At 29.5% G+C, this 23,175-nt stretch carries 20 protein-coding genes and 1 pseudogene; 20 read left to right on the forward strand and 1 reads right to left on the reverse strand.

Annotated features, from left to right (window positions below):
- On the forward strand, positions 1-2,026 hold a 2,026-nt coding region (locus ISS06_00005; GenBank protein ID MBL7053575.1), incomplete at its 5' end, for an N-6 DNA methylase.
- A 370-nt stretch (positions 2,027-2,396) separates the two neighbouring features.
- Positions 2,397-2,888 (forward strand): hypothetical protein, encoded by a 492-nt coding sequence (locus tag ISS06_00010; GenBank protein ID MBL7053576.1) that lies wholly within the window; start codon positions 2,397-2,399, stop codon positions 2,886-2,888.
- 131 nt (positions 2,889-3,019) lie between these two features.
- On the opposite strand, the pseudogene ISS06_00015 reads toward ISS06_00010, so the two are convergent.
- A pseudogene (locus ISS06_00015) lies at positions 3,020-4,018 on the reverse strand (virulence protein RhuM/Fic/DOC family protein).
- Positions 4,019-4,311: 293 nt separating this feature from the next.
- Here ISS06_00015 and ISS06_00020 point away from each other — a divergent pair.
- The 18 genes from ISS06_00020 to ISS06_00105 all read left to right on the forward strand — a co-directional run bounded on the left by ISS06_00020 (position 4,312) and on the right by ISS06_00105 (position 22,966).
- Positions 4,312-5,550 carry a hypothetical protein gene (locus tag ISS06_00020; protein MBL7053577.1) on the forward strand — a complete coding sequence of 413 codons (1,239 nt, stop codon included), beginning with the start codon at positions 4,312-4,314 and terminating at the stop codon, positions 5,548-5,550.
- Positions 5,498-7,210 (forward strand): ABC transporter ATP-binding protein, encoded by a 1,713-nt coding sequence (locus ISS06_00025; GenBank protein ID MBL7053578.1) that lies wholly within the window; start codon positions 5,498-5,500, stop codon positions 7,208-7,210. The genes ISS06_00020 and ISS06_00025 overlap by 53 nt, the downstream gene beginning before the upstream one ends.
- Positions 7,182-8,660: a DUF1669 domain-containing protein gene (locus ISS06_00030; GenBank protein MBL7053579.1), complete on the forward strand. Its 1,479-nt coding sequence runs from the start codon at positions 7,182-7,184 to the stop codon at positions 8,658-8,660. Before ISS06_00025 ends, ISS06_00030 begins: the two co-directional genes overlap by 29 nt.
- A gap of 311 nt (positions 8,661-8,971) precedes the next feature.
- Positions 8,972-10,213, forward strand: a complete 1,242-nt coding sequence (locus ISS06_00035) for an NAD(P)/FAD-dependent oxidoreductase (protein MBL7053580.1) — start codon at positions 8,972-8,974, stop codon at positions 10,211-10,213.
- A gap of 14 nt (positions 10,214-10,227) precedes the next feature.
- On the forward strand, positions 10,228-10,485 hold the full coding sequence (locus tag ISS06_00040) for a hypothetical protein (protein MBL7053581.1): 258 nt from the start codon (positions 10,228-10,230) through the stop codon (positions 10,483-10,485).
- A complete protein-coding gene (gene mnmA / locus ISS06_00045) occupies positions 10,478-11,563 on the forward strand; it encodes a tRNA 2-thiouridine(34) synthase MnmA (GenBank protein ID MBL7053582.1) in 1,086 nt (361 codons plus the stop codon). The genes ISS06_00040 and mnmA overlap by 8 nt, the downstream gene beginning before the upstream one ends.
- A gap of 10 nt (positions 11,564-11,573) precedes the next feature.
- The gene (locus tag ISS06_00050) at positions 11,574-12,161 is read left to right on the forward strand and encodes a rubrerythrin family protein (protein MBL7053583.1); all 588 of its coding nucleotides are present in this window, start codon (positions 11,574-11,576) and stop codon (positions 12,159-12,161) included.
- A gap of 22 nt (positions 12,162-12,183) precedes the next feature.
- Positions 12,184-12,591 carry a desulfoferrodoxin gene (locus ISS06_00055; protein ID MBL7053584.1) on the forward strand — a complete coding sequence of 136 codons (408 nt, stop codon included), beginning with the start codon at positions 12,184-12,186 and terminating at the stop codon, positions 12,589-12,591.
- Between the two features lie 75 nt (positions 12,592-12,666).
- Positions 12,667-12,882 carry a hypothetical protein gene (locus ISS06_00060; protein ID MBL7053585.1) on the forward strand — a complete coding sequence of 72 codons (216 nt, stop codon included), beginning with the start codon at positions 12,667-12,669 and terminating at the stop codon, positions 12,880-12,882.
- A 134-nt stretch (positions 12,883-13,016) separates the two neighbouring features.
- Entirely contained in the window at positions 13,017-14,078 is a 1,062-nt protein-coding gene (gene ychF, locus ISS06_00065) for a redox-regulated ATPase YchF (protein ID MBL7053586.1), read from the forward strand.
- Positions 14,079-14,087: 9 nt separating this feature from the next.
- Positions 14,088-15,320, forward strand: coding sequence for a replication-associated recombination protein A (locus tag ISS06_00070; protein MBL7053587.1), 1,233 nt, complete (start codon positions 14,088-14,090; stop codon positions 15,318-15,320).
- 204 nt (positions 15,321-15,524) lie between these two features.
- Entirely contained in the window at positions 15,525-16,034 is a 510-nt protein-coding gene (locus tag ISS06_00075; GenBank protein MBL7053588.1) for a hypothetical protein, read from the forward strand.
- Between the two features lie 231 nt (positions 16,035-16,265).
- Entirely contained in the window at positions 16,266-17,846 is a 1,581-nt protein-coding gene (gene xseA / locus ISS06_00080) for an exodeoxyribonuclease VII large subunit (protein MBL7053589.1), read from the forward strand.
- Positions 17,847-17,850: 4 nt separating this feature from the next.
- Positions 17,851-18,057, forward strand: a complete 207-nt coding sequence (gene xseB, locus ISS06_00085; GenBank protein MBL7053590.1) for an exodeoxyribonuclease VII small subunit — start codon at positions 17,851-17,853, stop codon at positions 18,055-18,057.
- Between the two features lie 3 nt (positions 18,058-18,060).
- The gene (gene truB / locus ISS06_00090) at positions 18,061-18,705 is read left to right on the forward strand and encodes a tRNA pseudouridine(55) synthase TruB (GenBank protein MBL7053591.1); all 645 of its coding nucleotides are present in this window, start codon (positions 18,061-18,063) and stop codon (positions 18,703-18,705) included.
- Between the two features lie 25 nt (positions 18,706-18,730).
- Positions 18,731-19,180: a cytidine deaminase gene (cdd, locus tag ISS06_00095; GenBank protein MBL7053592.1), complete on the forward strand. Its 450-nt coding sequence runs from the start codon at positions 18,731-18,733 to the stop codon at positions 19,178-19,180.
- 6 nt (positions 19,181-19,186) lie between these two features.
- Positions 19,187-19,969: a TatD family hydrolase gene (locus ISS06_00100; protein MBL7053593.1), complete on the forward strand. Its 783-nt coding sequence runs from the start codon at positions 19,187-19,189 to the stop codon at positions 19,967-19,969.
- A gap of 12 nt (positions 19,970-19,981) precedes the next feature.
- The gene (locus tag ISS06_00105) at positions 19,982-22,966 is read left to right on the forward strand and encodes a UvrD-helicase domain-containing protein (protein MBL7053594.1); all 2,985 of its coding nucleotides are present in this window, start codon (positions 19,982-19,984) and stop codon (positions 22,964-22,966) included.
- Positions 22,967-23,175: the final 209 nt, after the last annotated feature.

A 23,175-nucleotide genomic window follows, 5' to 3' on the forward strand; every position in this document is an offset into this window, starting at 1 on the left:
AATAGTAAGACATTCTTTTGGTGAATATTATACGCCTTATTGGTTGGCTGATCTTGTCATAGATTCTGCCTTTAAAGAAGTTCAAAAAAAGAAGAATTTTAGACTTATAGATACCACATGTGGAAGTGGTACCTTTTTAATAAATGCTATAAAAAGACAGATAGAGAAGAACGGGGATATAAATTCTATTATCAATAATATAAAAGGAATAGATTTAAATCCTATAGCGGTTTTAATGGCTAAGGTAAATTATTTTATAAATATTTCACCATATATTGAAAAGCAACAAATAATTGAAATTCCTGTTTATCTGGGGGACGCTACTTATACACCTCAAGTCGTATTTCTAGATGGTGTAAAATGTTTGACTTATGATTTATTGACCTCCACAATGCTTCCAAAAGGAGAACTAAAGATCGTTTTTCCTTATTCTTTGGTAGAAAAAAAAGAATTTATTTCTATTATGGAAGAATTAGAATATTTTATACTTAGAAAAGATGAAAAGAAAGCCCGGAATTTTATTTTTAATGAGATTAATAAAAGAGATTTAAAACCAAAGGTAATAAAAAATATAGAAAATTTTATTAAAGAGTTAATTTTTTTAGAAAGTACAAATTTAAATAGTATTTGGCTCAGAGTGTTTGCAAATTATTTAAAAACAGGAGCTTTAGAAAAATTTGATCTAGTCGTTGGTAATCCTCCATGGGTTAGTTGGAGTGCGTTACCAGAGAAATATAGAGAAAAAGTAAAAAGTAAATGCAGGCTAGAGGGTTTATTTTCAGAAGATAAAAATATTGGAGGCAATAATTTAAATATATGTGCATTAATTGCAAATAAATCGTTGGAAACCTTTATGAAAAGTAATGGGGTTTTGTCATATATAATGCCGAAATCAATTTTATTTAATAAATCCTTTGAAGGTTTCAGAAATTTTTACATTGGAGATAAATTAAAAAGAGCATACCTACAAAAGGTATTAGATTGGGAAAAGGGAGGGAAACCATTTGAAAATGTTGGGTTGCCTTTCTGTATATATATTTTTTCCTATAAGAAAAAAGATTATTCTAAAGGAATTGAATTAAAAAGATATATTAAGAAAAGAGATATTGAAAGCTTGAGAAATAGATTTATTTCCTTTGATAAAATGAAAAAAAGCTTTAATATAAAATCAGCATATTTAGTACAATTTCCAAATGAAGAGAATAACGGTTTTACAATTGTAGATAAAAAAAATATGGTCAATAGAATTTCAATGATTGTAGGAAAAAATTATTATAAGTTTAGAAAAGGTGTGGGAGCAAAAGGAGAGGTATTTAGACTTTATTTTAAAGCTAATATTAATAAAGATTATGCGAAATTTGGTCTTTTTAAAAAAAGGGGAAGCCTCCTTAATCTTTCGGAGGAAGAAATAATATTGGAGAAAAAATTTGTTAAACCTTTGGTATTATCACCAGACATAAAAGATTTTAAGTGTGATTGGAAAAATCTTTACGTCGCATTCCCTTATATTGAGGGTGAGAAGCAACCAATTGAAGAGAAATCTTTAAAAATAATAGCACCTAAATTACATGAATATTTCAAAAAAAATTATAGTGAAATTATCAAACAAAGTAGTTTTAATCAAAGAGTACAAAATTCAAAAGAATTTTATAATTTGATAAGGATTGGATATTACTGTTATGCAAATAATTTTGTAGCTATTAGAGACAATACAAAAATGACAGCTTGTGTTGTTAAAAAAATTAAAACACATTGGGGAGAATATAAAAAACCCCTTTTTGATGGTCATGTTTCTTATATTTCAGAGGATCAAAAAAAAGATGATTTTATTACTGAATCAGAGGCATATTATATTTCATATATTCTAAATTTACCCGAGGTAAAGGTTTTCGTGGAAAATTCCACAGATTCAAGAAGCATAGGAACAAAATTACCAATAAAGATTGAAAATTTTGATAAAAATAATCCAAAACATATAGATTTTGTAAATAAAGCAAAATTTTTAGAGGAAAAATATAAAAATTAATGAATAAAGAAATTATCTTTAAAAATTTGAAAAATTATTTACATCTATATTGCTAAGGCACATAAAAGTGAGGTGCCATACAAAAATAGAGGAATAAAATAACCTGCGTAAGCAGGTTTTTCTGTCGGAAAGCCACAAACAAGGGTCGTTTATGAGGTGTAGTGCGACGCATAAACATATAAATCGCTTTTAATAAGCACATCAGAGGCAATAATATAACCAATTTTCTGACGAAGAATCATCGTCATATTTAGAAGAAGAAACCTTAGAAGAATTAACAAATTTTGAAGAAGTAGAAGAAATACCATGCTCCAAAATTGAATTTACAGGTGATATTGCAAATGAAATTATAGACCAATCATTAAAGGATTTGATTGTCCAAGATTCTGTAGATACTGTTCGATCATCTTATCCAATAATGTTGCCGAGGGGGAGAATAGAACAAGAAGAAAATTTATGTAAGGTAGATTCTCTTTGGGATTGTTGTGGCAAGGAGATAGATTTAAATAAAGACGGAATTTCAGAATATCTTACATTTCCAACTGCATTTTATAAAGGAGGGGAGAGAATAATAGAGATGCGTGGTGCGAGTGGAAATGGAAATATTTTAATATATGGGGTTATTAATAAAGAATGGAAATTAATCGGATCTTTAATTGGAAATGATATAAAAAAGACTAAAATTGATAGCACAGAGGGCTATGCCAACCTAATTACAGGTATGCATATGTCATGGGCTGGAAGATATATTACGGAATGGATATGGAATGGAAATGAATATGAATCAGCAGAAGAAATATTTTATGATTCAGAGGATAAATCCAATAATTTAACATGGGAAGAGGTTTGGGAAAATAGATAGTGGATTAAATATAGGAAGAAAAAAAAGGTGTTAGGAACCTTTTCTTTTAGATTAGGTATATAAATATACTTATTTGATTTTCGTGCTGAATTATCTACTTAGGGGCAAGGCCTCTAAGTAATTAAGTAAAATTATTTTTTTAGTAATAATAAAACCAGCCCAACCATTTTTTCTTTATCTTTCGGGTTACTTTCTGCAATCAGCAGAGTTAAGGCGGTTAAAGCCTCGGGCGTTAAGCTGGCACGAAGCAATCCTGCCTTTCGTAAAAACTAGACAAAAGAAAAAGCACCGCTACGTTTATTTCCATCCGTAAACGGGTGGTTTTTGATCATAAAATACAGTAAATGAGCACTCTTTTTTTCAGCGCTGGGGTACACATCTTTTCCAGATGCAGTTTGCAAGACATTACCAATAATTCCTTCAACCGTGTCCTTGTTTCGTTCTTGACCAAAAAGGTCGGTCGCTTGCTTTTTATTTATCAAATTCTGTTTTAATTCCAATAATGCCTCAGATAATTCACTGGCGGTAAAAACAACTTTCTTTTTTATTGAGCCTGTTTTGGGGAAAGTATCTGTGTCATAAGCGTCCAAAGAAAACCACGTGCCAGCAAAAGCGTTGATTAGCTCTAAAACATCCTCGGTTGTCACTTTGCTGCCAGAAGGGAGCAGGGCTTTAACATCGGCTACTGCCTGCATAAACTTTTCATAATTTTGCCCGATTCGTTTTTTGTTGACGGTATATCCTTCAAGCAGGTGCTGTTTTAATGTTTTTGTTGCCCATTTTCTGAATTCGGTGGCTACTTTTGAGTCAACTCGATATCCCACTGACAAAATTACATCCAAATTATAATAATCAACCGATTTTGTCTGTGTTTTTCCTTTAATTGCACCGTGTTTAGTGGTTGTTGCAATTTTTGCAACAACCATGTCTCTTTTTAATTCACCGCTAGAAAATATATTTTTCAAATGACGGGAAATAACGGACTTATCACGACCAAACAATTCAGCAATCTGATTCAGGTTTGCCCAAATGACATTTTCCTCCTTATCAAAATCACCACGAAACTCGATAGCTCCGCTTTTTCCTTGATAAATAACCAGTTGTTGTTGAGATTTTTTAGGTTTGGGCATAAAAAAACCTAAGGATTCCGCTCTTTATGTTTTTTTTAATTTGTGTTTATATTTAAATTGTATTATAATTATTAATACCCTCTTTTAGCAACTAAACCTTTAAAAGTTATCAATATTTATTTGGTCTGTTATTGTTTGTAAGTGTCTGATAACACTGATAATAGATTTAATAAAAAAAAGTAAACATTTCGGTATTCTCCCGAAGGAGAAAGTTGAAATGTAAACTTTCATTTGATTTACAGTGATCCGCTTGGAAAGCTGTGTTGCTTAAAGGGGGTATTATTTATTTAAACATGTATAATCAAATAATTAGTGTTAAAAATATACAAAGAGCATATTTTGATTTAGCAAAACAGTTTGACGAATATAGTAAATCAGAAAAGTATTTAGGTATTGATGGTCTTTGTTTGGATGATTTTGACGTTGATTCATCTCGGGCTTTAAAAGAAATTAAGCAGGAATTGATTGATCTAAAGCCATTACTCCCAGCTCTTGAGTTTATTATTCCCAAAAAAAGAGGAGGAGAAAGAAAAATTTTTGTTTATACTATTAAAGATAGGATAAAGGCTCAAGCTATTTATAGGATATTAGAGCCTTTTTTTGAAAAATTATATAATCCTTTTTTATTTTCTTATCGATCCTCTCATCCAAGTGGATATGCTGCTAAAAGTGTTTGTAAAAGATATAAAAAATATTTTGGTGAAGATTTTCTATTTTGTTCTGACATATCTGATTATACTGAATCTATAGAACATGATATTTTAATTAAAAAGATTAAAACAGCTGGTTTAAATGAAAAAATTATAAAACTTCTAAAATTATTTATTAAAAATCCTATTATTTCTAATGGGAAACTTAATTACTGGGACAAAGGAGTAATTCAAGGCGTTCCAGTTATTACTTTTTTTGCGAATATTTATCTCAACAAAATGGATGAATATGTTGGTAAAAAAGTAGAACTTTATAGAAGAGTAGGGGATGATTTTATTATATTTGATAGAAATTTAAAAAAAGTTAAAATAATGAAGAATTATATTTTAAAAACAATAGATAATTTAGGTCTTCATATTAGTCAATCAAAAACTAATTTAATAAAAAGTAATAAGAAATTTAGTTTTTTAGGATATGAATTTGAAAATAGAAAGATTAGTATTAATCAGGCATCTGTAAAAAAAGCTTTTTCTTTTTTAAAAAAAAAGCTAAGGTATTATGATATGTCAGATAAAAAAAAGATTTATACATTAAAAAAAATCATATATAATGATGATAAGTGTATTCACAACCAATTTGTTGAAATTGTTTCTGCTTATAAATATGTTAATAACAAAAATCAAATAAAAAAAATGTCAGAAAAGTTTTTTAGAATTTTAACAAAATATTTTTTTAAACGTTATTCTCATCGTAATCAGTATTTAACTAAAAAACTTTTGTCAGGCATTGAAATCCCTTCACTTTATAAATATTTTTTAGATTTTCATCATGGAAAAAAAAGTATTACAGAAATATCTTTATCAAAAGAGAAGTTTAATTAAACAGAGAACTAAACCCTTAAAGTTAGAAAAGTCCCAGATAAAGCATATTAAATATTTTTGTAAAAAAAATAAAAAGCTTTGTATTTGGATAATTGTCTTATCTGCTACAGCTACTTTTTTGCAAGTTTTTATCCCTTTTTTTGCAAGTTTTTATGTTAAAAGGTATTCATTCTTATTAGAAATTAATAGATTGTTTTATGTTTTATTAGGGCTTGTTGTTTTTTTAATAGTTTATTTAATTATATCTTTTTTTAGTATTAAGTATGAAAAGACCTTTATAGTGAAATTTTTAAATTATTTACGTTATAAATGGTTTGCCTTGTATTTAGATAAAAATCTTTTTGCTGTAAAAACTAGAGATCAAAGTAAAATAATTGCCAAAATTTCTTATCATTTTGCTCTTTTGCAAATGGGGATTTCTAATTCTTTATTTTCCATAATACATTGGTTGTTTTTAGCTTTTAGTTTATTAATAGGAAGTTTTTTTATTAATTCTACTTTACTTATTGTTGTTTTGATTAGTTTACCTGTTACACTACTGGTTAGTTTTATGGGTTATATTGTTGCTAAATATTATGTTAGCCAGGATCAAACTCTTTATTCTAAAATATTAGTTTTTATAGGTAATACTTTAGGGGAGTTTTCATTAACTAAATTAAATCGTCAAGAAAAAGAGTCAATGGATCATTTAAATGATTTAGTTAATATTGATACTTATTTTAGAATTAGAAGAGAATTATTATTAAATTATGGTAACAAGATTATATTTAGTTTAGTCATTTTAGCAGGGGCTTTAATTTATTTAGTTGAGATTTACCAGCCATTTTTAAAATTAGAAAATTCGTTTCAGTATTTAGTGTATGCTATATTTGTAAGCTTAATTATTAGATTATTTTATTTAAGTTTAAGAATTGGTTTATTTAGTTTTCCCTTAAAACTAGGAGCAGCTCTTTGTATCCCTAACAAAAATGCTATTTTAAATCAACCTAAAAAATCTTTAAATTTAAAAAGCATTAAATTTAAAAGTCAAAAATTTAAATTAGGTGAGGATGGTGAATATGTCAAAGATTTAGAATTTAAATTTAAAAAAGGCCAAAGAGTTTTAATTTGCGGTAAAGAAGCAGGTGGTAAAACTAGTTTAGGTATTATATTTTCAGGCAATGCTCCGGCTACCGTTTCTCGCCCCTGGACTTTACGGTTAAATGGGAAATATCTTTTATATAGAGAATGGCAAAAATTTTATAAGCTTAATACTTATATTATTCATCCAGACTTTCAAACTGACGAGACTATAGTAAATGTTTTATTAGGTAAAAGTTTTTCTTCTGTTTCTAATAAAAATCTTGAAAAAATTTTTAATACATTGTCAAAATATTCTGTTTTAGATTTCATTACTAAATATAATAGATTTATTGCTGAGAAAATTGATAAAAGAAAATTTTCATTTATAGATAAAGCTTTAATTCAAATGGCTCATGTTTTATTAGACCCACCTTCAATCCTGGTTATTGATAATGCATATATTGATTTAGATTCTGAAAGAATTAAAAAAATGCTTTCTATCTTGGACAAAGAGTTAAAACAAACTATTGTTATAGTTTTGTCTACAAAAAATCAAAAAAATATAACTTATGATAAAAAATATAATTTGGGAGATTAAAAAGCATAAAAGTAAGTTTTATATAATACTCTCTTTAATTTTATTAATTGGGGGAGTGTTAGTTTATTTTTCTTTTAAAACTGATTTAAATTTATTTAAAGTCTCTAAAAGTAAGTTTTATTTACCTAAAAAAGAAATTGTTAAAAATAAGGATTTTCAAGGCGAAGTTTTTTTTAATGATTCTATGCATACTTCTAAATTAAGCGATCTTATAACAAGAAGTATAGATAATTCAGATTCAAGCATTGATATGTCTATTTATTCTATTAATAATAGAATAATAGTAGATTTTCTTAATATGGCTGGAAAAAAAGGCCTTGATATTAATCTTATTTTAGATAAAAGTAGCAAAGAAAAACATGAACGAGTTTTTAAAGATATATCTGGATTAAATATAAATTATTTGGGTGACCCTTTAAATAAAACTGGTGATTATATGCATAATAAATTTACTATTTTTGATAAAGATACAAATCAAGAAAAATTATTGTTTGGTTCTTTTAATTATACTGGCCTTCAGGAAAAATATGATCCTAGCTTTGTTTTAGAAACTAAAAACCAAGCAATTATTCAAGCTTTCAAAGAAGAATATAATCTTTTATCAGAAGGTTTAAGAGGATATAAAAAAATTAGAATCAACGAGTATAAGCCCTTTAATAGCAAGATTTTCTATAATAATGGTTGGGTAGAGGTTTGGTTTTCCCCTGGTTTTAGAAAAAACTCCCTTAAGCAACGGTTAATTGAATTAATTGAATCAGCTGATAAAAGTATTGATATTATAATATGGAGATTTACAGATGAAGATGTTGCTATCGCTATTTTAAAAAAAGCTAAACAAGGAGTAAAGGTTAAAATTATTACTGATGATTATTATATTTGGTCTAATAATTCCATGCTAGATAGGTTAGTTAACTGGTCTGATAAAAAAACTAAAAAGAACATAGAGATTGTAAGTGATCTTTACAGAACATTAGATTTAAATAATCAAATAAAAACAAATAAAGATTATTTTAACCCATATATTCATCAACATACCTTAATTGTTGATAAAAAGGTTACTTTATCTGGCACTAATAATTGGACTTATAATGGGTTTTTTAAAAATGATGAAAGTATTATTATTTCAAATGCTGATTTTTGGGTTAATGCTTTTCAAAATTCATTTCATAAACACTACAATGACTTGAGGAACCAGAAATTAGATTTAAACGTTGAAGAGAATAATTTAATTACTATATTTGGTAAAAAAGATTTTATTGGCAATAAATTATCAGTTTATAATGAGGAAAGCGAAAAAAATGAAGTGCCAAAATTATGTTTTACAACCATATTTGATCAAGTTAATTTTTCTTTTAAAATTCCTGATAGTTGTTTTCAAAAACATTCAATAATTTATATTATAGATAATAATAATAAAGTTTTAGGAAGCAATTACTTAAATCTAAAATAAAAACCCTATATTTAAGATGAAAATATAGAGTATTTGAATAAAGGTGTCAAAAACCTTTTCTTTTAGGTCTGGGATATAAATATACTCATTTGATTTTCGTGCGCAATATCTACTTAGGGGCAAGGCCTCTAAGTGAGGTTGTTGATTATCTACTTAGGGGCAAGGCCTCTAAGTAACTCTACTTAGGGGCAAGGCCTCTAAGTAACTCTAAGTGATTGAGTAAAATTATTAAGTTATATGCAAAGAAAAACTAGTGATTTTCATATCTCTAGTTTTGACTTTTAGGGTAAAAAATGAGATACTGTATTGGTATGATATATGATTTAATAGTAATTGGAGGAGGACCAGCCGGAATTATGGCTGCTGGTAGAGCAAGTGAAACAGGGGCTAATGTTTTGCTTTTAGAAAAAAATAGCAAAATAGCTAGGAAATTACTTATCACTGGCAAGGGGAGATGTAATATTACTAATACTGGACTTAATCTAAAAAATTTAACAGATAAGTTTGGTAGCAATGGAAAATTTTTACTGACTGGTTTTAATGAATTTAATGACAAAGATATTGTTAAGTTTTTTGAGGAAAGAAAGTTAAAGATAAAAGTAACTAGGGGGGAGAGAGTGTTTCCAGAGAGTGATTTGTCATCTGATGTTTTAAAAGTATTGGAGGATTATCTAAAACAAGGCCAGGTGACCATAAAAACAAATGTTGTAATAAAATCGATTATATTAAAAAATAACTTAATAGATAAAATAATATTAAATAATCAGTTAGAATTGCGAGCAACTAAGTATATTATCGCTACTGGAGGAAAAACGTATCCAAGCACTGGTTCAACTGGAGATGGTTATGAGTGGTTGATTAAAATGGGACATTTTATTGTAGAGACTAAGCCAGCTCTTAGTCCATTGATAATTAAAGAGGGCTTTATTAAAGAATTAGAAGGATTAAGTCTTAAAAATGTAGATATTAGTGTGTATCAAAATAATAAAAAGATAGATTCACGTTTTGGAGAAGCATTATTTACTGCCAAAGGAGTGAGTGGTCCCATAATATTAGATATGAGCAAAAACATAGGCAAGGCCTTGACTAAAAAAGAAGTTAAATTAAAAATAGATTATAAGCCAGGGTTAACTTTTAATGATTTAGATAAACGTATTCAAAATGATTTTAAAAAATTTAATAAAAAAATATTTAAAAATTGTCTTAATAATTTAGCCCCCAAAAAACTAATACCACTTATAATAAAGTTGTCAAAGATAAGTCCTAATAAAAAAGTTAGTTTTATTACAAAAGAAGAGAGAAAAAAATTAGTACATTTATTTAAAAGTTTTGAATTAAGCGTTGAATGTTTGACTGGCTTTGACAAGGCAATCATTACTTCAGGCGGAGTTTCTTTAAAAGAGATTGACCCTAAAACAATGCAATCAAAAATAATAAAAAATCTTTATTTAGCAGGAGAGATTTTAGATTTAGATGGACCAACTGGTGGTTATAATCTACAGATTTGTTGGAGCACTGGCTGGTTAGCTGGCTCTAATATCCTTAATAAATAATATAATTTAAAATCATGGAACTAGAAATTTTTGAAAATCAATTAATATTATTATTAATCATTGGATGGACATTGCCATGGAAGGGGATTGCTCTATGGAAGGCAGTCAAATTAAGACAAAAGTCTTGGTTTATCGCCATTCTTTTATTAAACACATTGGCAATTCTTGAAATTTTATATATATTTGTTTTTAGTAAAAACAAACATTGTAAACTATTTAAATGTAAACAAAAAGAAAATAAGAGATTAGAAAATAAGATTAAACATGATTAACAAAAATGAGAAAATCGTGGTAGGCATGTCAGGGGGAGTTGATTCTTCAATTGCCTTGATTTTACTTAAAGAACAGGGCTGGGACCCAATTGGAGTCTCATTAAAATATGCTATCTGGCCAGACAAAGCCAATTGTTTGAGAGAAAATGTTTGTTGTAGTAAAGAATCATTTGCCACTGCCACTAATATTTGCAAAAAATTAAAAGTGCCTTATCATGTTTTAGATGTGTCAGCAGATTTTAAAAAACAGGTGATTGAATATTTTGTAAAAGAATTAAAGAATAATAGGACGCCCAATCCATGCATAAGGTGTAATCCGTCTTTGAAATTTAAGCAATTATTTAAATATGCGAAGAAACATAATATTAAATATGTTGCTACTGGTCATTTTGCTCAAAGTAAAGTCAATAAGAAAACAGGTAAACATGAATTATTAAAAGCAAAGGACAATAAAAAAGACCAAACATATTCATTGTCTTGGTTGCCTCAAAAATGGTTAAAATATATTAAATTTCCGTTGGGTAAATATACTAAGCAACAGGTTTTTAAATTAGCCATCAAACATGGGTTTGATTTTTTTATAAAACAAAAACAGAGTCAGGATTTTTGTTTTGTGGCAGGCAAGTCAATGGTTTTTTTCTTGAAAAAAGAATTAGGCATTAAATCAGGACAGATCAAGGACACTAAAGGGAATCTTTTAGGAGAACACAATGGTCTTCATTTTTATACTATTGGGCAAAGAAAAGGGATTAATTTGTCAGGCGGGCCGTATTTTGTTGTTAAGAAGAATAATAAAGAGAATGTTTTAATAGTAAGCAAGCAGGAGAAAGATCTATATAGTAAGCAAGCTATTTTATCACCAGTTCATTTTATTTCAGGAGAATCTCTTGAGGCAAGTATTAAGGTTCAAGTAAAAATTCGATCACAACATATTCCATCCCTAGCTTATTTAACTCCTTTGACAAAAAATAAAATTAAGTTAAACTTTATTAAGTCGCAAAAAGCTATTACTTTAGGACAGTTTGCTGTTTTTTACAAAGCAAATGTTTGTTTGGGTGGTGGTGAAATTAAGCAATAAAAAAAAATATATGGAAAAAACAATTAAAAACTTAACCAAAGCCTTTATTGGTGAATCGCAAGCAAGAAATCGTTATACTTTTTATGCTAAGATTGCTAAACAGGAAGGATTCGAGCAAATTGCAGGCATTTTTATGGAAACAGCCGAGCAAGAAAAAGTGCATGCTAAAAGATTATTTGAACATATCCAGGAATTAAAACAAGTAGCTAGGGATAAAGATTTTTCAACAATAGAAGTTGAAGCATCGGCCCCAACAGTTTATGATACAACTGCTGAAAATCTTAAAGCAGCTATTGCTGGTGAGCATTATGAAAACACAGAAATGTATCCAAAATTTGCTGAAATTGCAGATGAAGAAAACTTAACTAAAATTGCTAACAGATTAAGGGCAATTTCTAAGGCAGAGGAGCATCACGAAGAAAGGTATAAAAAATTATTAGCCCAAGTAGAGAATGAAACCGTTTTTAAGAAAAAAGAAGAAGTAGTTTGGGTTTGTCGTGAATGTGGCTATATTCATGTAGGGCCAGAAGCTCCTGCAGAATGCCCATCCTGTGATCATCCGCAAGCATATTATCAAATAAAATCAGAAGATTATTAATTTGTTTATTAATTAAATTATTATGACAAAACAAAATCAAATATATAAATGCGAAGTTTGTGGTAATATTGTAGATATTCTACATACTGGAGCAGGAGAATTGGTCTGTTGTGACCAGCCAATGAAATTAGAAAACAAGCAAACAGAAGATCAAGGACAAGAGAAGCATTTGCCTGTTGTTGAAGAATCTGTCAGCAATGCTTGCTCTGGAAATAATGGCACAATTATAAAAGTAGGAGAGATAGAACATCCCATGGAAGAGAGTCATTACATTGAGTGGATTCAAGTTACCACAATTGATAACAAGAGAGTGAAAAAGTTTTTTAAGCCAGGAGATAATCCAGAGATGAATTTTTGTAATATTAAAAAAATTGTTAATATAACGGCTTATTGCAATGTTCATGGATTATGGGGAATAGAAGTTAACTAAGAGACAGGTTGACAAGAGAGTAGTTTTTTGTAATAATAAAATTAAACTTAAAATACAAAAAAGGAGGGACTATTAATGAATACTCAGAAAGCAGACAACCCTAATTCAAATAAAATTTCTCAAGCAATAAAAGAAGAGCCATTGACTTGTTGCGAATGCTCTAAAACATTAAAGCATATTAATGATGATGGAGAAGTAAGAGTGATGGCGCATTATTACTTGCCTAGTGGAGTAAGGTGTCAAGAGTGTTATATTGCTTATAAGAAATGGCAGTTGTCTCAAATTATATAAAAAAATAAAACTCGAGATTTTTCTCGGGTTTTTTGTTTTTAGTTAGATATTTATTTAAAATATAGTACTTGGGGGTTGACCCCCTAAGTAAGGAGGTATTGTAAAAAGTTGGAGCAGTAGTTATAATAGAATATATGTCACTTAAAATAGGAATTGTTGGCTTGCCAAATGTTGGTAAATCAACTTTATTCCATGCTTTAACTAAAAAAAAGGTTGGAATTGAAAATTATCCATTTTGTACTATTGATCCAAATATTGGAATTGTGGAAGTGCCAGACGAGCGTTTAGATAGGTTAGCAACCATATATAAACCAACCAAAGTATTACCAACTATTATAGAATTTGTTGATATTGCTGGAATTGTTAAGGGAGCTAGCAAGGGAGAAGGGCTTGGTAATAAATTTTTATCGCATATTCGTGAAGTAGATGCCATTATTGAAGTAGTGCGTCATTTTGAGGACAAAAATATTGCTCATGTAGCGGGAAAGATTCAACCGGAAAGCGACAAAGAAACAATTGATACAGAATTTGCTCTAGCTGACTTGGAAACAGTTGAAAAAAGGTTAGATAAATTAAAAACACAAATTAAGTCAATCAAAGACAAGGTTACTTTCCAAACGATTGAAATTTTAGAAAAATTACAAGCAAGCTTGTCAGATGCCAAGCCAGCTCGTTTATTGGATTTTACAGATGATGAGAAAAAAATAATCAAAGGGTTTAATTTATTTACAATCAAACCACTTTTATATGTAAATAATATTGATGAAAAAGAAATTGGTCTTGTGCCAGAAACAGATAAATCAATAAATATTTGTGCTAAACTGGAATCAGATTTATCAGAATTATCTAACAATGAAATAAAAGAGTATTTAGCAGAAGCAGGCATTAAGCAGACAGGATTAGATAAATTAATAAAAGTTAGTTATAAATTATTAGGATTAATAACTTTTTTAACAGCCGGACCAAAAGAATGCAGGGCTTGGACAATTAAAAATGGCACCAAGGCTCCCCAAGCAGCTGGTGTTATTCATGGTGACTTTGAAAAGGGGTTTATTAGAGTGGAGGTAATTGGTTGGCAAGATTTTCTTAAGTGTGAAGGAGAACAAGATGCTAGAGAAAAAGGGCTTTTAAAGACGGAGGGCAAGGAGTATATAATGAAGGATGGAGATATTTGTCATTTTTTATTTAATGCATAATTTAATAATATGAGTGATTTACATGAGAAAACACCATTAGCTGACAGAATAAGACCAAAATCATTTACTGGTTTTTTTGGGCAAGATAAAATTATTGGCAAAAATTCTTTACTAAGAAGAGCAATTGAATCTGATAAATTGCCATCAATGATTTTTTGGGGGCCACCTGGTTCAGGCAAAACAACTTTGGCTTATATTATTGCCCAACAAACAAAGTCAGAGTTTATAGAGATAAGCGCAGTTAATAGCGGGTTAAAAGATTTGAGAGAAATTATAAAACAGGCCAATGAAAACAAGCAAGTAGCTAAATCAACTATCCTTTTTATTGATGAAATACATCGTTGGAACAAGAAGCAACAAGATTCTCTTTTGCCAGAAGTTGAAAGGGGAATAATTATTTTAATAGGAGCAACAACTGAAAATCCAAGCTTCGAGGTTTGTAGCCCTTTGTTGTCTCGTTGTCGTGTTTTTGTTTTTGAACGATTAAAACAGGAACATATTGTTAAAATTATAAAAAATGCCATTAAAAACAAGCAGACAGGTTTTGGTAAATTAAAAATAAAAATAGCCTTAAAGACCATAAAAATTTTAGCAGATATGAGTAACGGAGATGCCAGAACATCTCTTAATGTCCTGGAGTATGCGATTTTTTCTTTTAAGTCCTCTAAAAGTAGTCGGTTGATAGAAATTACTTTGGATTTAATAAAACAGGCCTTTCAAAAAACACATTTGTTTTATGATAAGGATGGCGAAGAACATTATAATATAATTTCTGCTCTACACAAATCAATGAGAGGAGGAGATGCTAATGCTTCATTATATTGGTTGGCTAGAATGCTTGAAGCGGGGGAGAATCCTTTGTATATTGCTAGGAGAATCGTTAGATTTGCTTCAGAAGATATTGGTTTGAGAAATTCAAGAGCCCTAGAACAAGCCGTGGCTGCTTATAATGCTTGTCATTTTATTGGTCTGCCAGAATGTAATGTTATTTTAGCCCAAGCAGTTGTTTATATGTCAAAATGTAGCAAATCAAATGACTTATATATGGCATATAGGCAAGCGGTTGAAGATGTTCAAAAATATGGCAGTTTGCCAGTTCCTTTACATATTCGCAATGCCCCTACAAAATTGATGAAAAAACATGGTTATGGTCAGGGGTATAAATATAGTCCTGATTATGATTATAAAGAAGAGCAAGAATATTTACCTAAACAATTAAAATCAAGAAAGTACTTAAAATAATAAGCCCCATCTTTTTAAGACAGGGCCTTTATTTCAGTTTAAATGACGCCATATTTGACCATAAGCCAGACAGCCAGGACAATAATTGCTAATGTTAAGAAAGCGTATTTTGTAGCGCCATTATCTCTGTGATTTCTCATGATAATGCCTCCTGAGTGTTTTGATTGTAAAAATATAATTTAATAATATCTAATTTTTTTAAAAATGTCAAGTATATTTTCTCAATTAATTGATCAACTTTTAATAATAAAAATAAGTGCTATTCAGGTTTACTTGCTTTGGTTTTTGCTTGGTTCTTTTACGGTTGCCACTTTATCTGATTTAAAGTATTTGTCTGCCCAAAGAGAGTTTATAGAAATATGGATTATTTTTACAATAGCCATGCTAGGAACAGACATTTATTATCACTATTATTTGAGTGCTAATTTAGTTTATTTGGGAATAAAGTGGGGGATTATTTTGATATTTTTGCCAATCTATTTTCATTATATCCAAAAAGTAGCCCGAGGAGATGTTTGGGCGAAAATGTCTGCTTGTTCTTTATTGCCCCCATTTTTTATTATTGTTTTTATAGCCTTGATTGGTATTATTGATTATTTAACTAAAAAAATATGGATGAGGTTTGGTAGGGCTAGAGCATATCCTTTTATGCCAGTAATATTCTTTACTACAATATTATTAATGATAATTGCTAACCATATTTCCAAAACTTAATAGTCCTAAAAAATATATAATCAGTAATCAGTAATCAATAATCACTTAGGGGCCTTGCCCCTAAGTAGAACACAAATCAATAATCTCACTTAGGGGCCTTGCCCCTAAGTAGAACACAAATCAATAATCACTTAGGGGCCTTGCCCCTAAGTAGAGTGCCCCTAAGTAGATGAGATATCTTTGTGGGCGAAAAAATAAAAAACCTACATAGTAAGTGAAAATAAAAAAAATATGAGTGTTAATAAAAATATATTAGAAATTTTTGAAAGATTAAGGTCATGGAGAAATGAAGAAGCCCAGGCAAAAGGGGTTGAACCTTTTATGATTTTTAGAAATGAAACCTTGATGTTGACTGCTACGACATTGCCAAAGACAAAACAAGAGTTAAAAGATATTAAAGGGTGGGGGCCAAAAAAAATAAACAAGTATGGTAACAAGATATTAGAATTGTTAAAAAACTCTAAACAAGTAAAACCAGCTAATTCTATTACCAAGCCAACGGCCATGTCTGTTAAGGAATTTATAGAGTTAATAAACAAGACAATTTATCAAGTTGGCTTTGTTAAGGTTTTGGGAGAGATCAATGATTTAAGTGTTAGAAATGGTAGTGCTTATTTTCAAATCAAAGATTCTGACTCAAAAGAAGGTTATGTTGTTAATTGTTTTTTGGGGTGGAATAATTACGAGCAATTAAATCATTTATTAGAATTAGGAGGAGAAGTAATAATTTATGGTCGCCCCAATGTTTATAAAAAAGGCCAATTTAATTTGACTGTTACTAATATTGAGCCAGTTGGAGCGGGGGCTTTAAAAAAAGCTTTTGAGGCTTTAAAGAAAAAATTACAAGCCAAGGGTTATTTTGATCCTGAGAAGAAACGGCCTTTGCCTGATTTTATTAGAAAAATAGGACTAATTACATCTCAAACTGGTCAAGCCATCCATGATTTTCGAAAGAACTTGGGTGATTATGGTTTTGAAATTTATTTAAAAGATGTTTTTGTTGAAGGGGATAAAGCAGAAGAATCAATTGTTCAGACAATTCAATGGTTTAATAAGCATTGCTTAGATATTGATGTTTTGGTTTTAATTCGCGGAGGAGGCGGTATTGAAAACCTAAAAGCATTTAATTCTGAAAAAATAGCTGACGCAATTGTATTATCAAGAATACCTATTATTACTGGCATTGGGCACGAGCAAGATGTTAGTATTGCTGATTTTACTGCTGACAAGGCATTTTCTACTCCAACCAAAACAGCTGTTTTTATTAAAAACAAGCACGAAGAATTATTAGAACAAACAGATTTATTGTTAAGGGATTTGAAATTTAATATTGCTAAGATTTTTGAAAAAGAAAGACATAATATTTCTCAGATGGCAAGACAGTTAATTGCTTTATTCTCTGAAAAAATAGCTAAATATAAATTTACTTTAACTAATATTTTTGAAAAAATGTTGAGCGGGCTTAATAAAGTATTTTTTGGATTTAAAGCATTAGAACAAAAATTGGCCAGGTTGTTTTATAAATATCAATCATATACACAGCAACAACTTCATGTCTTGAATGTTTTAGAACAAAAGTCCTTAAATATATTAAAAGATAAATATAATAAAATAAACAGACAGATAGCCATAAACAAGACAGCTCTAGCTTCATTAGATCCTAAATCAGTCCTTAAAAGAGGTTATAGTATTGTTTATGACGAGAATAACAAAGTAATTAAAGATAGTGCCAAGGTAAAATTAAATCAAGCTATTTTTACTAAATTATATAAAGGAGAAATTATATCTAAGATAAAAAAAATAAAAAAATAATATTATGGCAAAAGAAAAACAAAACTTAAAAGAATCATTAAAAAAACTCAATCAAATTGTTGATGACCTAAGCAAAAATGATATTGATATTGATGTTGGCCTGACAAAGTTCAAGCAGGGAGTTGAATTAATTAAATTTTGTAAAGCTAAACTTAAAACAGCTGAAAATCAATTCAAACAACTAACAGACGAATTAGAGGAAGGCAAATAATAAATGAAATTAGAACAAGATATTATTTTGATTGACAAGCCAAAGGGCATTTCCTCGTTTGATGTTATTAGGATTTTAAGGAAAAAGTTAAACATTAAAAAAATAGGACATGCTGGCACATTGGATCCTTTGGCTACTGGATTACTTATTTTGGGGGTTGGTTTGGGAACAAAAAAATTATCAAAGTTGATTGGACTAGACAAAGTATATGAAATGGATATCTTATTAGGCAAACAAACAACCACTGGCGATTTAGAGGGAGAAATTCTTAAGCAGCAGCCAGTAGTTAATATAAATAAAAAAGAAGTTAAAAAAATTTTGGCGACAATGATAGGTGAAATAGAATTACCAGTACCTATTTATTCTGCTCTAAAATTAAAAGGAAGGCCTTTGTATAAGTATGCCAGGCAAGGAATAAAAGTGGATTTACCTAATCGCAAAACAACTATTTATGATTTAAAATTTTTAGGGCTGAAAAAAGACGATGATTTTTATATTTTAAAAGTAGTTATGAAGTGCTCTAAAGGAACTTATGCTCGGTCAATAGCAGAAGAAATTGGCAGAAAATTAAACTGCCCAGCCTGTTTAGCAGGATTAAGAAGAACAAAAGTTGGTGATTTTAATTTATCCCAAGCCCAAAAAATATAATTTAATTTTTAATGAATAAAACAAAATGGAAAAAACAAATTTTAAAGAGCTAAACAATGAATATAAAGAATTATTATTGACTGCTGAGGCATCAATGGATACAGCTTACAATCCTTATTCTAATTTTTATGTTGGAGCAGCAATTTTATCACAAGATAATGAAGTAATTATTGGTTCAAACATTGAAAATGCTTCTTGGGGGTTGTCAATTTGCGCTGAGAGAACAGCCATTTCTTCTGCTAATGCTAAAGGAAAAAGAAAATTCAAGGCCATTGCTATTATTGGTAAAGGAAAGAATCATAGCAAAGATGAAATAATTACGCCTTGTGGTGCTTGTCGACAAATGTTGATTGAAATGTCTCAAATAACTAGAATTGATTTTAAGGTAATTATGTCTAATGAGAAGAAAGATAAAATTATTATTGCGAATATTTCAGAACTCCTGCCTCTACCATTTAAAGTCAGAATTAATTAATTTTTTATGATTGACACTCATGCTCATTTGAATTTTAAGGATTTTGCAGATAATTATGCTGATGTTATTAAAAAATGTTGGCAACATAAATTAAAGGCAATTATTAATGTTGGCTCAAACTTGCAAACATCTGCTAAAGCAATTGAAATATCAAAACAATATAATCGTTGTTATGCAGCTGTTGCCTTACACCCCATTCATGTTTCAGATGAAGAGTTTGATAAAAATCAATTTACTAATTTAATGGCCAATAATCTAGAATATGTTAAGGCAATAGGGGAGACAGGACTTGATTTTTTTCATAAACCAGCTGATGAAGATTTACAAGTAAAGATTTTTATAAAACATTTGGAATTAGCACAAAGGTTTAATTTGCCAGTTATTTTACATTCTAGAGATAGCCGAAACGCTTCCTTAAATTCTTATAAAAAAATTTTAGAAATAATAACCAACTATCCTAATTTAAAAGGAGTTATCCATTGTTTTTCATCTGATTGGAAGATTGCTCAGCAATTTTTAAAAATAGGTTTTTATGTTGGTTTTACAGGGCCAATAACATTTAAAAATGTTGGTCAAGACCTTTTAGGAGTTGTTGGCAATATGCCATTGAACAGGATTTTAATTGAAACAGATTCTCCTTTTTTAGCTCCTGAACCACATAGAGGACAGCAAAATCAACCTTATTATGTTGAATTTATAGCTAGAAAAATTGCTAAATTAAAAAACATATCATTTGAAGAGGTTAGTAAAATTACTGATAAAAATGCTCAAACGCTTTTCAATCTATAATTAGAGAAAATTATGGCAGATAAAAATAATATTATGTCAAATAAACTAAAAACACAAAAATTATTAAAAGGATTAAATCAAGCTCAAGCTCAGGCTGTTAAGCATACCAAAGGTCCTTTACTTATAATTGCTGGGCCTGGCACAGGCAAGACAATGGTTATTACTAAAAAAATTGCTTGGCTTATCTTAAATAAACAAGCCAGTGCTGATAATATTTTAGCACTTACTTTTACTGACAAGGCATCTCAAGAAATGGAAGAAAGGGTTGATAAAATATTGCCATATGGATATGTTGATTTATGGATATCAACTTTTCACTCTTTTTGCCAGAGAATTTTAGATGATAATGGCACTGATATTGGCTTGCCATTGAAATTTACCCTGCTTAATTCAGTTCAGCAGGCATTTTTAATTTTAGATAATTTTGACAAATTTGAACTTGATTATTATAAACCATTAGGCAATCCAACCAAATTTGTCAGGGAAATGACCAGCCATTTTTCACGTTTAAAAGATGAATCAATTTCTCCTGCTGATTATTTAAAATATGCTGCCACATTAGAGCTAAATAAAGATTCAGTGATGTCGGACGAAGCATTAGATGTAGAAGTAGCAAGAATAAAAGAAATTGCTAAGGCTTATCATGCCTATCAGCAACTTCTTTTAGATAATAATTTTTTGGATTTTGGTGATTTAATAAATTATACTATTAAATTATTTAAGCAACGTCCTCATATTTTAAAAAAATATCAACAACAATTCAAATATATTCTGGTTGATGAGTTTCAAGATACTAATTATGCCCAATATGAATTAGTTAAACTTTTATCTGCTCCTAAAAATAATATTACGGTTGTGTCTGATGGCGACCAGGGTATATATAGATGGCGAGGGGCTTCATATAATAATGTTATTCAGTTTAAGCAAGATTTTTCTGCTTTAAAGCAAGTAATTTTAACAACCAATTATAGAACCAAGCAAAATATTCTTGACATGGCATATAAGTTTATTCAATTAAATAACCCTAACAGATTAGAAGCACAAGATAAAACAATCAATAAAAAATTAACAGCCAAACAAGCGGGGCAAGGAGAGATAAATTATACTTGTTATCAGTCACAAACAGACGAAGTTTATGGCACAATTGAAAAAATAATTTCATTAAAAAAACAGAATCCTAAAACCAGTTGGAATGATTTTGCCATTTTAGTGAGGACAAATGCGCAAGCAGAACAGTTTTGTTCAGCCCTTCGTTCAGCTGATATTTCTCATCAATATTTGGCTAGGACAGGTTTGTTTTCAAAGCCAGTTATAATGGATATTCTTTCTTATTTAAAGTTATTGGATAATTATCATGAAAGTCCGGCCATTTATCGTATTTTAATTTCGCCAATTTTTTCAAATAAAATCAAAAATGAAGATTTGATCAATCTAATGTATTTTGCTAGAAGAAAAAACTTATCATTATATGAAACAATTAAAAATTCAGCCAATGTTCCTAAAATTTCTGTTAAAACAGTAGAGCAATTAAAGCATTTATTATCTTGGATTGAAAAACATACTCAAATGGCCAAGACAGAGCCAGTTAGTAAGATTGTGCGAGCATTTTTAAATGATAGTGGTTATGCCAGGTTTTTAATAAAATTAGCTGATAAAAAAGAAGAGCAGTCAGTAGCTATAATTTCTTATTTAAACCAATTTTTAAAAAAAATTGCTAGTTTTGAAGCCAGTAATACAGATAAATCAATCGCCAATTTTTCCAGAATAGTTGAACTAATGATTGCCACGGGCGATGTTGGTAGTATTTCTTCTGATGACCAAGCTGGCCCAGAATCAGTAAAAGTTAGCACAATTCATAGCGCCAAAGGACTTGAATGGCAATGGGTTTTTATTACAAATTTGGCTGACAAAAGATTTCCAACCATAAACAGGAAAGAACCAATTGAAATTCCAGAGCCATTAATTAAGGAAATTATCCCAATAGGTGACATTCATATTGAAGAAGAGAGGCGACTTTTTTATGTGGCTTTAACCAGAGCAAAACAAGGGCTATATTTGTCTTTTGCTGAAAATTATGGTGGCAAGTTAAAGAAAAAAAAGTCACGTTTTTTAACAGAAATAGGTTTTGATAAAGAAATAAAAGCCAAGACATATAATCAAAATGATTTTTTCCAACCAACTGCAAATATAAAAGCAAGTAAAGAAAAGTTTGAACTACCCTTGCCAACTAAATTTAGTTTTTCTCAGTTTGAAGGATTTAAAAATTGCCCCCTACAATATAAGTTTTCTTTTCTTTTAAAAATACCACGTGCAGGAAAATTTGTTTTTAGTTTTGGCAAGACAATGCATGACACTTTAGATAAATTTTTAAAACAATGGTTAAAAGAAAAAAATAATAAGCAATCTAATTTATTTTCAAAGCCGGGCAAAGGTAATCACAGTGGCTTGTCTTTAAAAAATTTGTTGAATATTTATGAAAAAATTTGGATAGATGACTGGTATGATAGTCAAAAACATGCTGAAGAATTTAAACAATCAGGCAAAGAGCAATTAAAAATGTTTTACAATAATTTTATAAAAACAAAGCCAAATGTAAAATATCTAGAGCAAGGAATTTATTTCAAGATTAAAAATTATTCAATTATTGGAAAGATAGATAGAGTTGATGAAATTAAGGGAGGATTTGAGATAATTGATTATAAAACAGGCAATCCAAAGAAAATCATGTCTGCCAAAGATAAAGAGCAATTATTTATTTATCAACTAGCTTGTGAGGCTTTGCCAGACAAGTTTGACAAACCAATTAAGCAATTAACTTTTTATTATTTAAAAGATGGTAGTCGGGTTTCCTTCCAGGCCAAGCCAGCTGAATTAGATGAAATGAGATTAAAAATTATTTCTATTATAGACAAAATAAAACAACAGCATTTTCCGCCTCAACCAAGCCAGCTTTGTAAATATTGTGATTTTAAGGGAATTTGTGAATACAGGTATTGATAAAATACTTTTTTTCAACTATCATAATAATATAATATATAAATCATTCACTTAGAGGCCTTGCCCCTAAGTGAATATTGAGCACAAATCGCCTGAATTACCTGCTTAGCTTTCTCACTTAGCTTTCTCACTTAGCTTTCTCACTTAGTTTTCTCACTTAGTGGTACCTATTGATACTTAGAGGCCTTGCCCCTAAGTGAATTGTCCCT

This window comes from Patescibacteria group bacterium (genome assembly GCA_016784145.1).
Taxonomy (GTDB): Bacteria; Patescibacteriota; Patescibacteriia; order UBA2591; family UBA6264; genus BS150m-G65.

Coding starts and splice junctions, on each gene's coding strand:
- ISS06_00060 (MBL7053585.1), top strand. CDS start 12,667: ATGAATACTCAGAAAGCAGACAACCCTAATTCAAATAAAATTTCTCAA.
- xseB (MBL7053590.1), top strand. CDS start 17,851: ATGGCAAAAGAAAAACAAAACTTAAAAGAATCATTAAAAAAACTCAAT.
- ISS06_00020 (MBL7053577.1), top strand. CDS start 4,312: ATGTATAATCAAATAATTAGTGTTAAAAATATACAAAGAGCATATTTT.
- xseA (MBL7053589.1), top strand. CDS start 16,266: ATGAGTGTTAATAAAAATATATTAGAAATTTTTGAAAGATTAAGGTCA.
- ISS06_00050 (MBL7053583.1), top strand. CDS start 11,574: ATGGAAAAAACAATTAAAAACTTAACCAAAGCCTTTATTGGTGAATCG.
- cdd (MBL7053592.1), top strand. CDS start 18,731: ATGGAAAAAACAAATTTTAAAGAGCTAAACAATGAATATAAAGAATTA.
- ychF (MBL7053586.1), top strand. CDS start 13,017: ATGTCACTTAAAATAGGAATTGTTGGCTTGCCAAATGTTGGTAAATCA.
- ISS06_00075 (MBL7053588.1), top strand. CDS start 15,525: ATGTCAAGTATATTTTCTCAATTAATTGATCAACTTTTAATAATAAAA.
- ISS06_00035 (MBL7053580.1), top strand. CDS start 8,972: ATGATATATGATTTAATAGTAATTGGAGGAGGACCAGCCGGAATTATG.
- mnmA (MBL7053582.1), top strand. CDS start 10,478: ATGATTAACAAAAATGAGAAAATCGTGGTAGGCATGTCAGGGGGAGTT.
- ISS06_00105 (MBL7053594.1), top strand. CDS start 19,982: ATGGCAGATAAAAATAATATTATGTCAAATAAACTAAAAACACAAAAA.
- ISS06_00070 (MBL7053587.1), top strand. CDS start 14,088: ATGAGTGATTTACATGAGAAAACACCATTAGCTGACAGAATAAGACCA.
- ISS06_00055 (MBL7053584.1), top strand. CDS start 12,184: ATGACAAAACAAAATCAAATATATAAATGCGAAGTTTGTGGTAATATT.
- ISS06_00025 (MBL7053578.1), top strand. CDS start 5,498: ATGGAAAAAAAAGTATTACAGAAATATCTTTATCAAAAGAGAAGTTTA.
- ISS06_00040 (MBL7053581.1), top strand. CDS start 10,228: ATGGAACTAGAAATTTTTGAAAATCAATTAATATTATTATTAATCATT.
- truB (MBL7053591.1), top strand. CDS start 18,061: ATGAAATTAGAACAAGATATTATTTTGATTGACAAGCCAAAGGGCATT.
- ISS06_00030 (MBL7053579.1), top strand. CDS start 7,182: ATGATAAAAAATATAATTTGGGAGATTAAAAAGCATAAAAGTAAGTTT.
- ISS06_00100 (MBL7053593.1), top strand. CDS start 19,187: ATGATTGACACTCATGCTCATTTGAATTTTAAGGATTTTGCAGATAAT.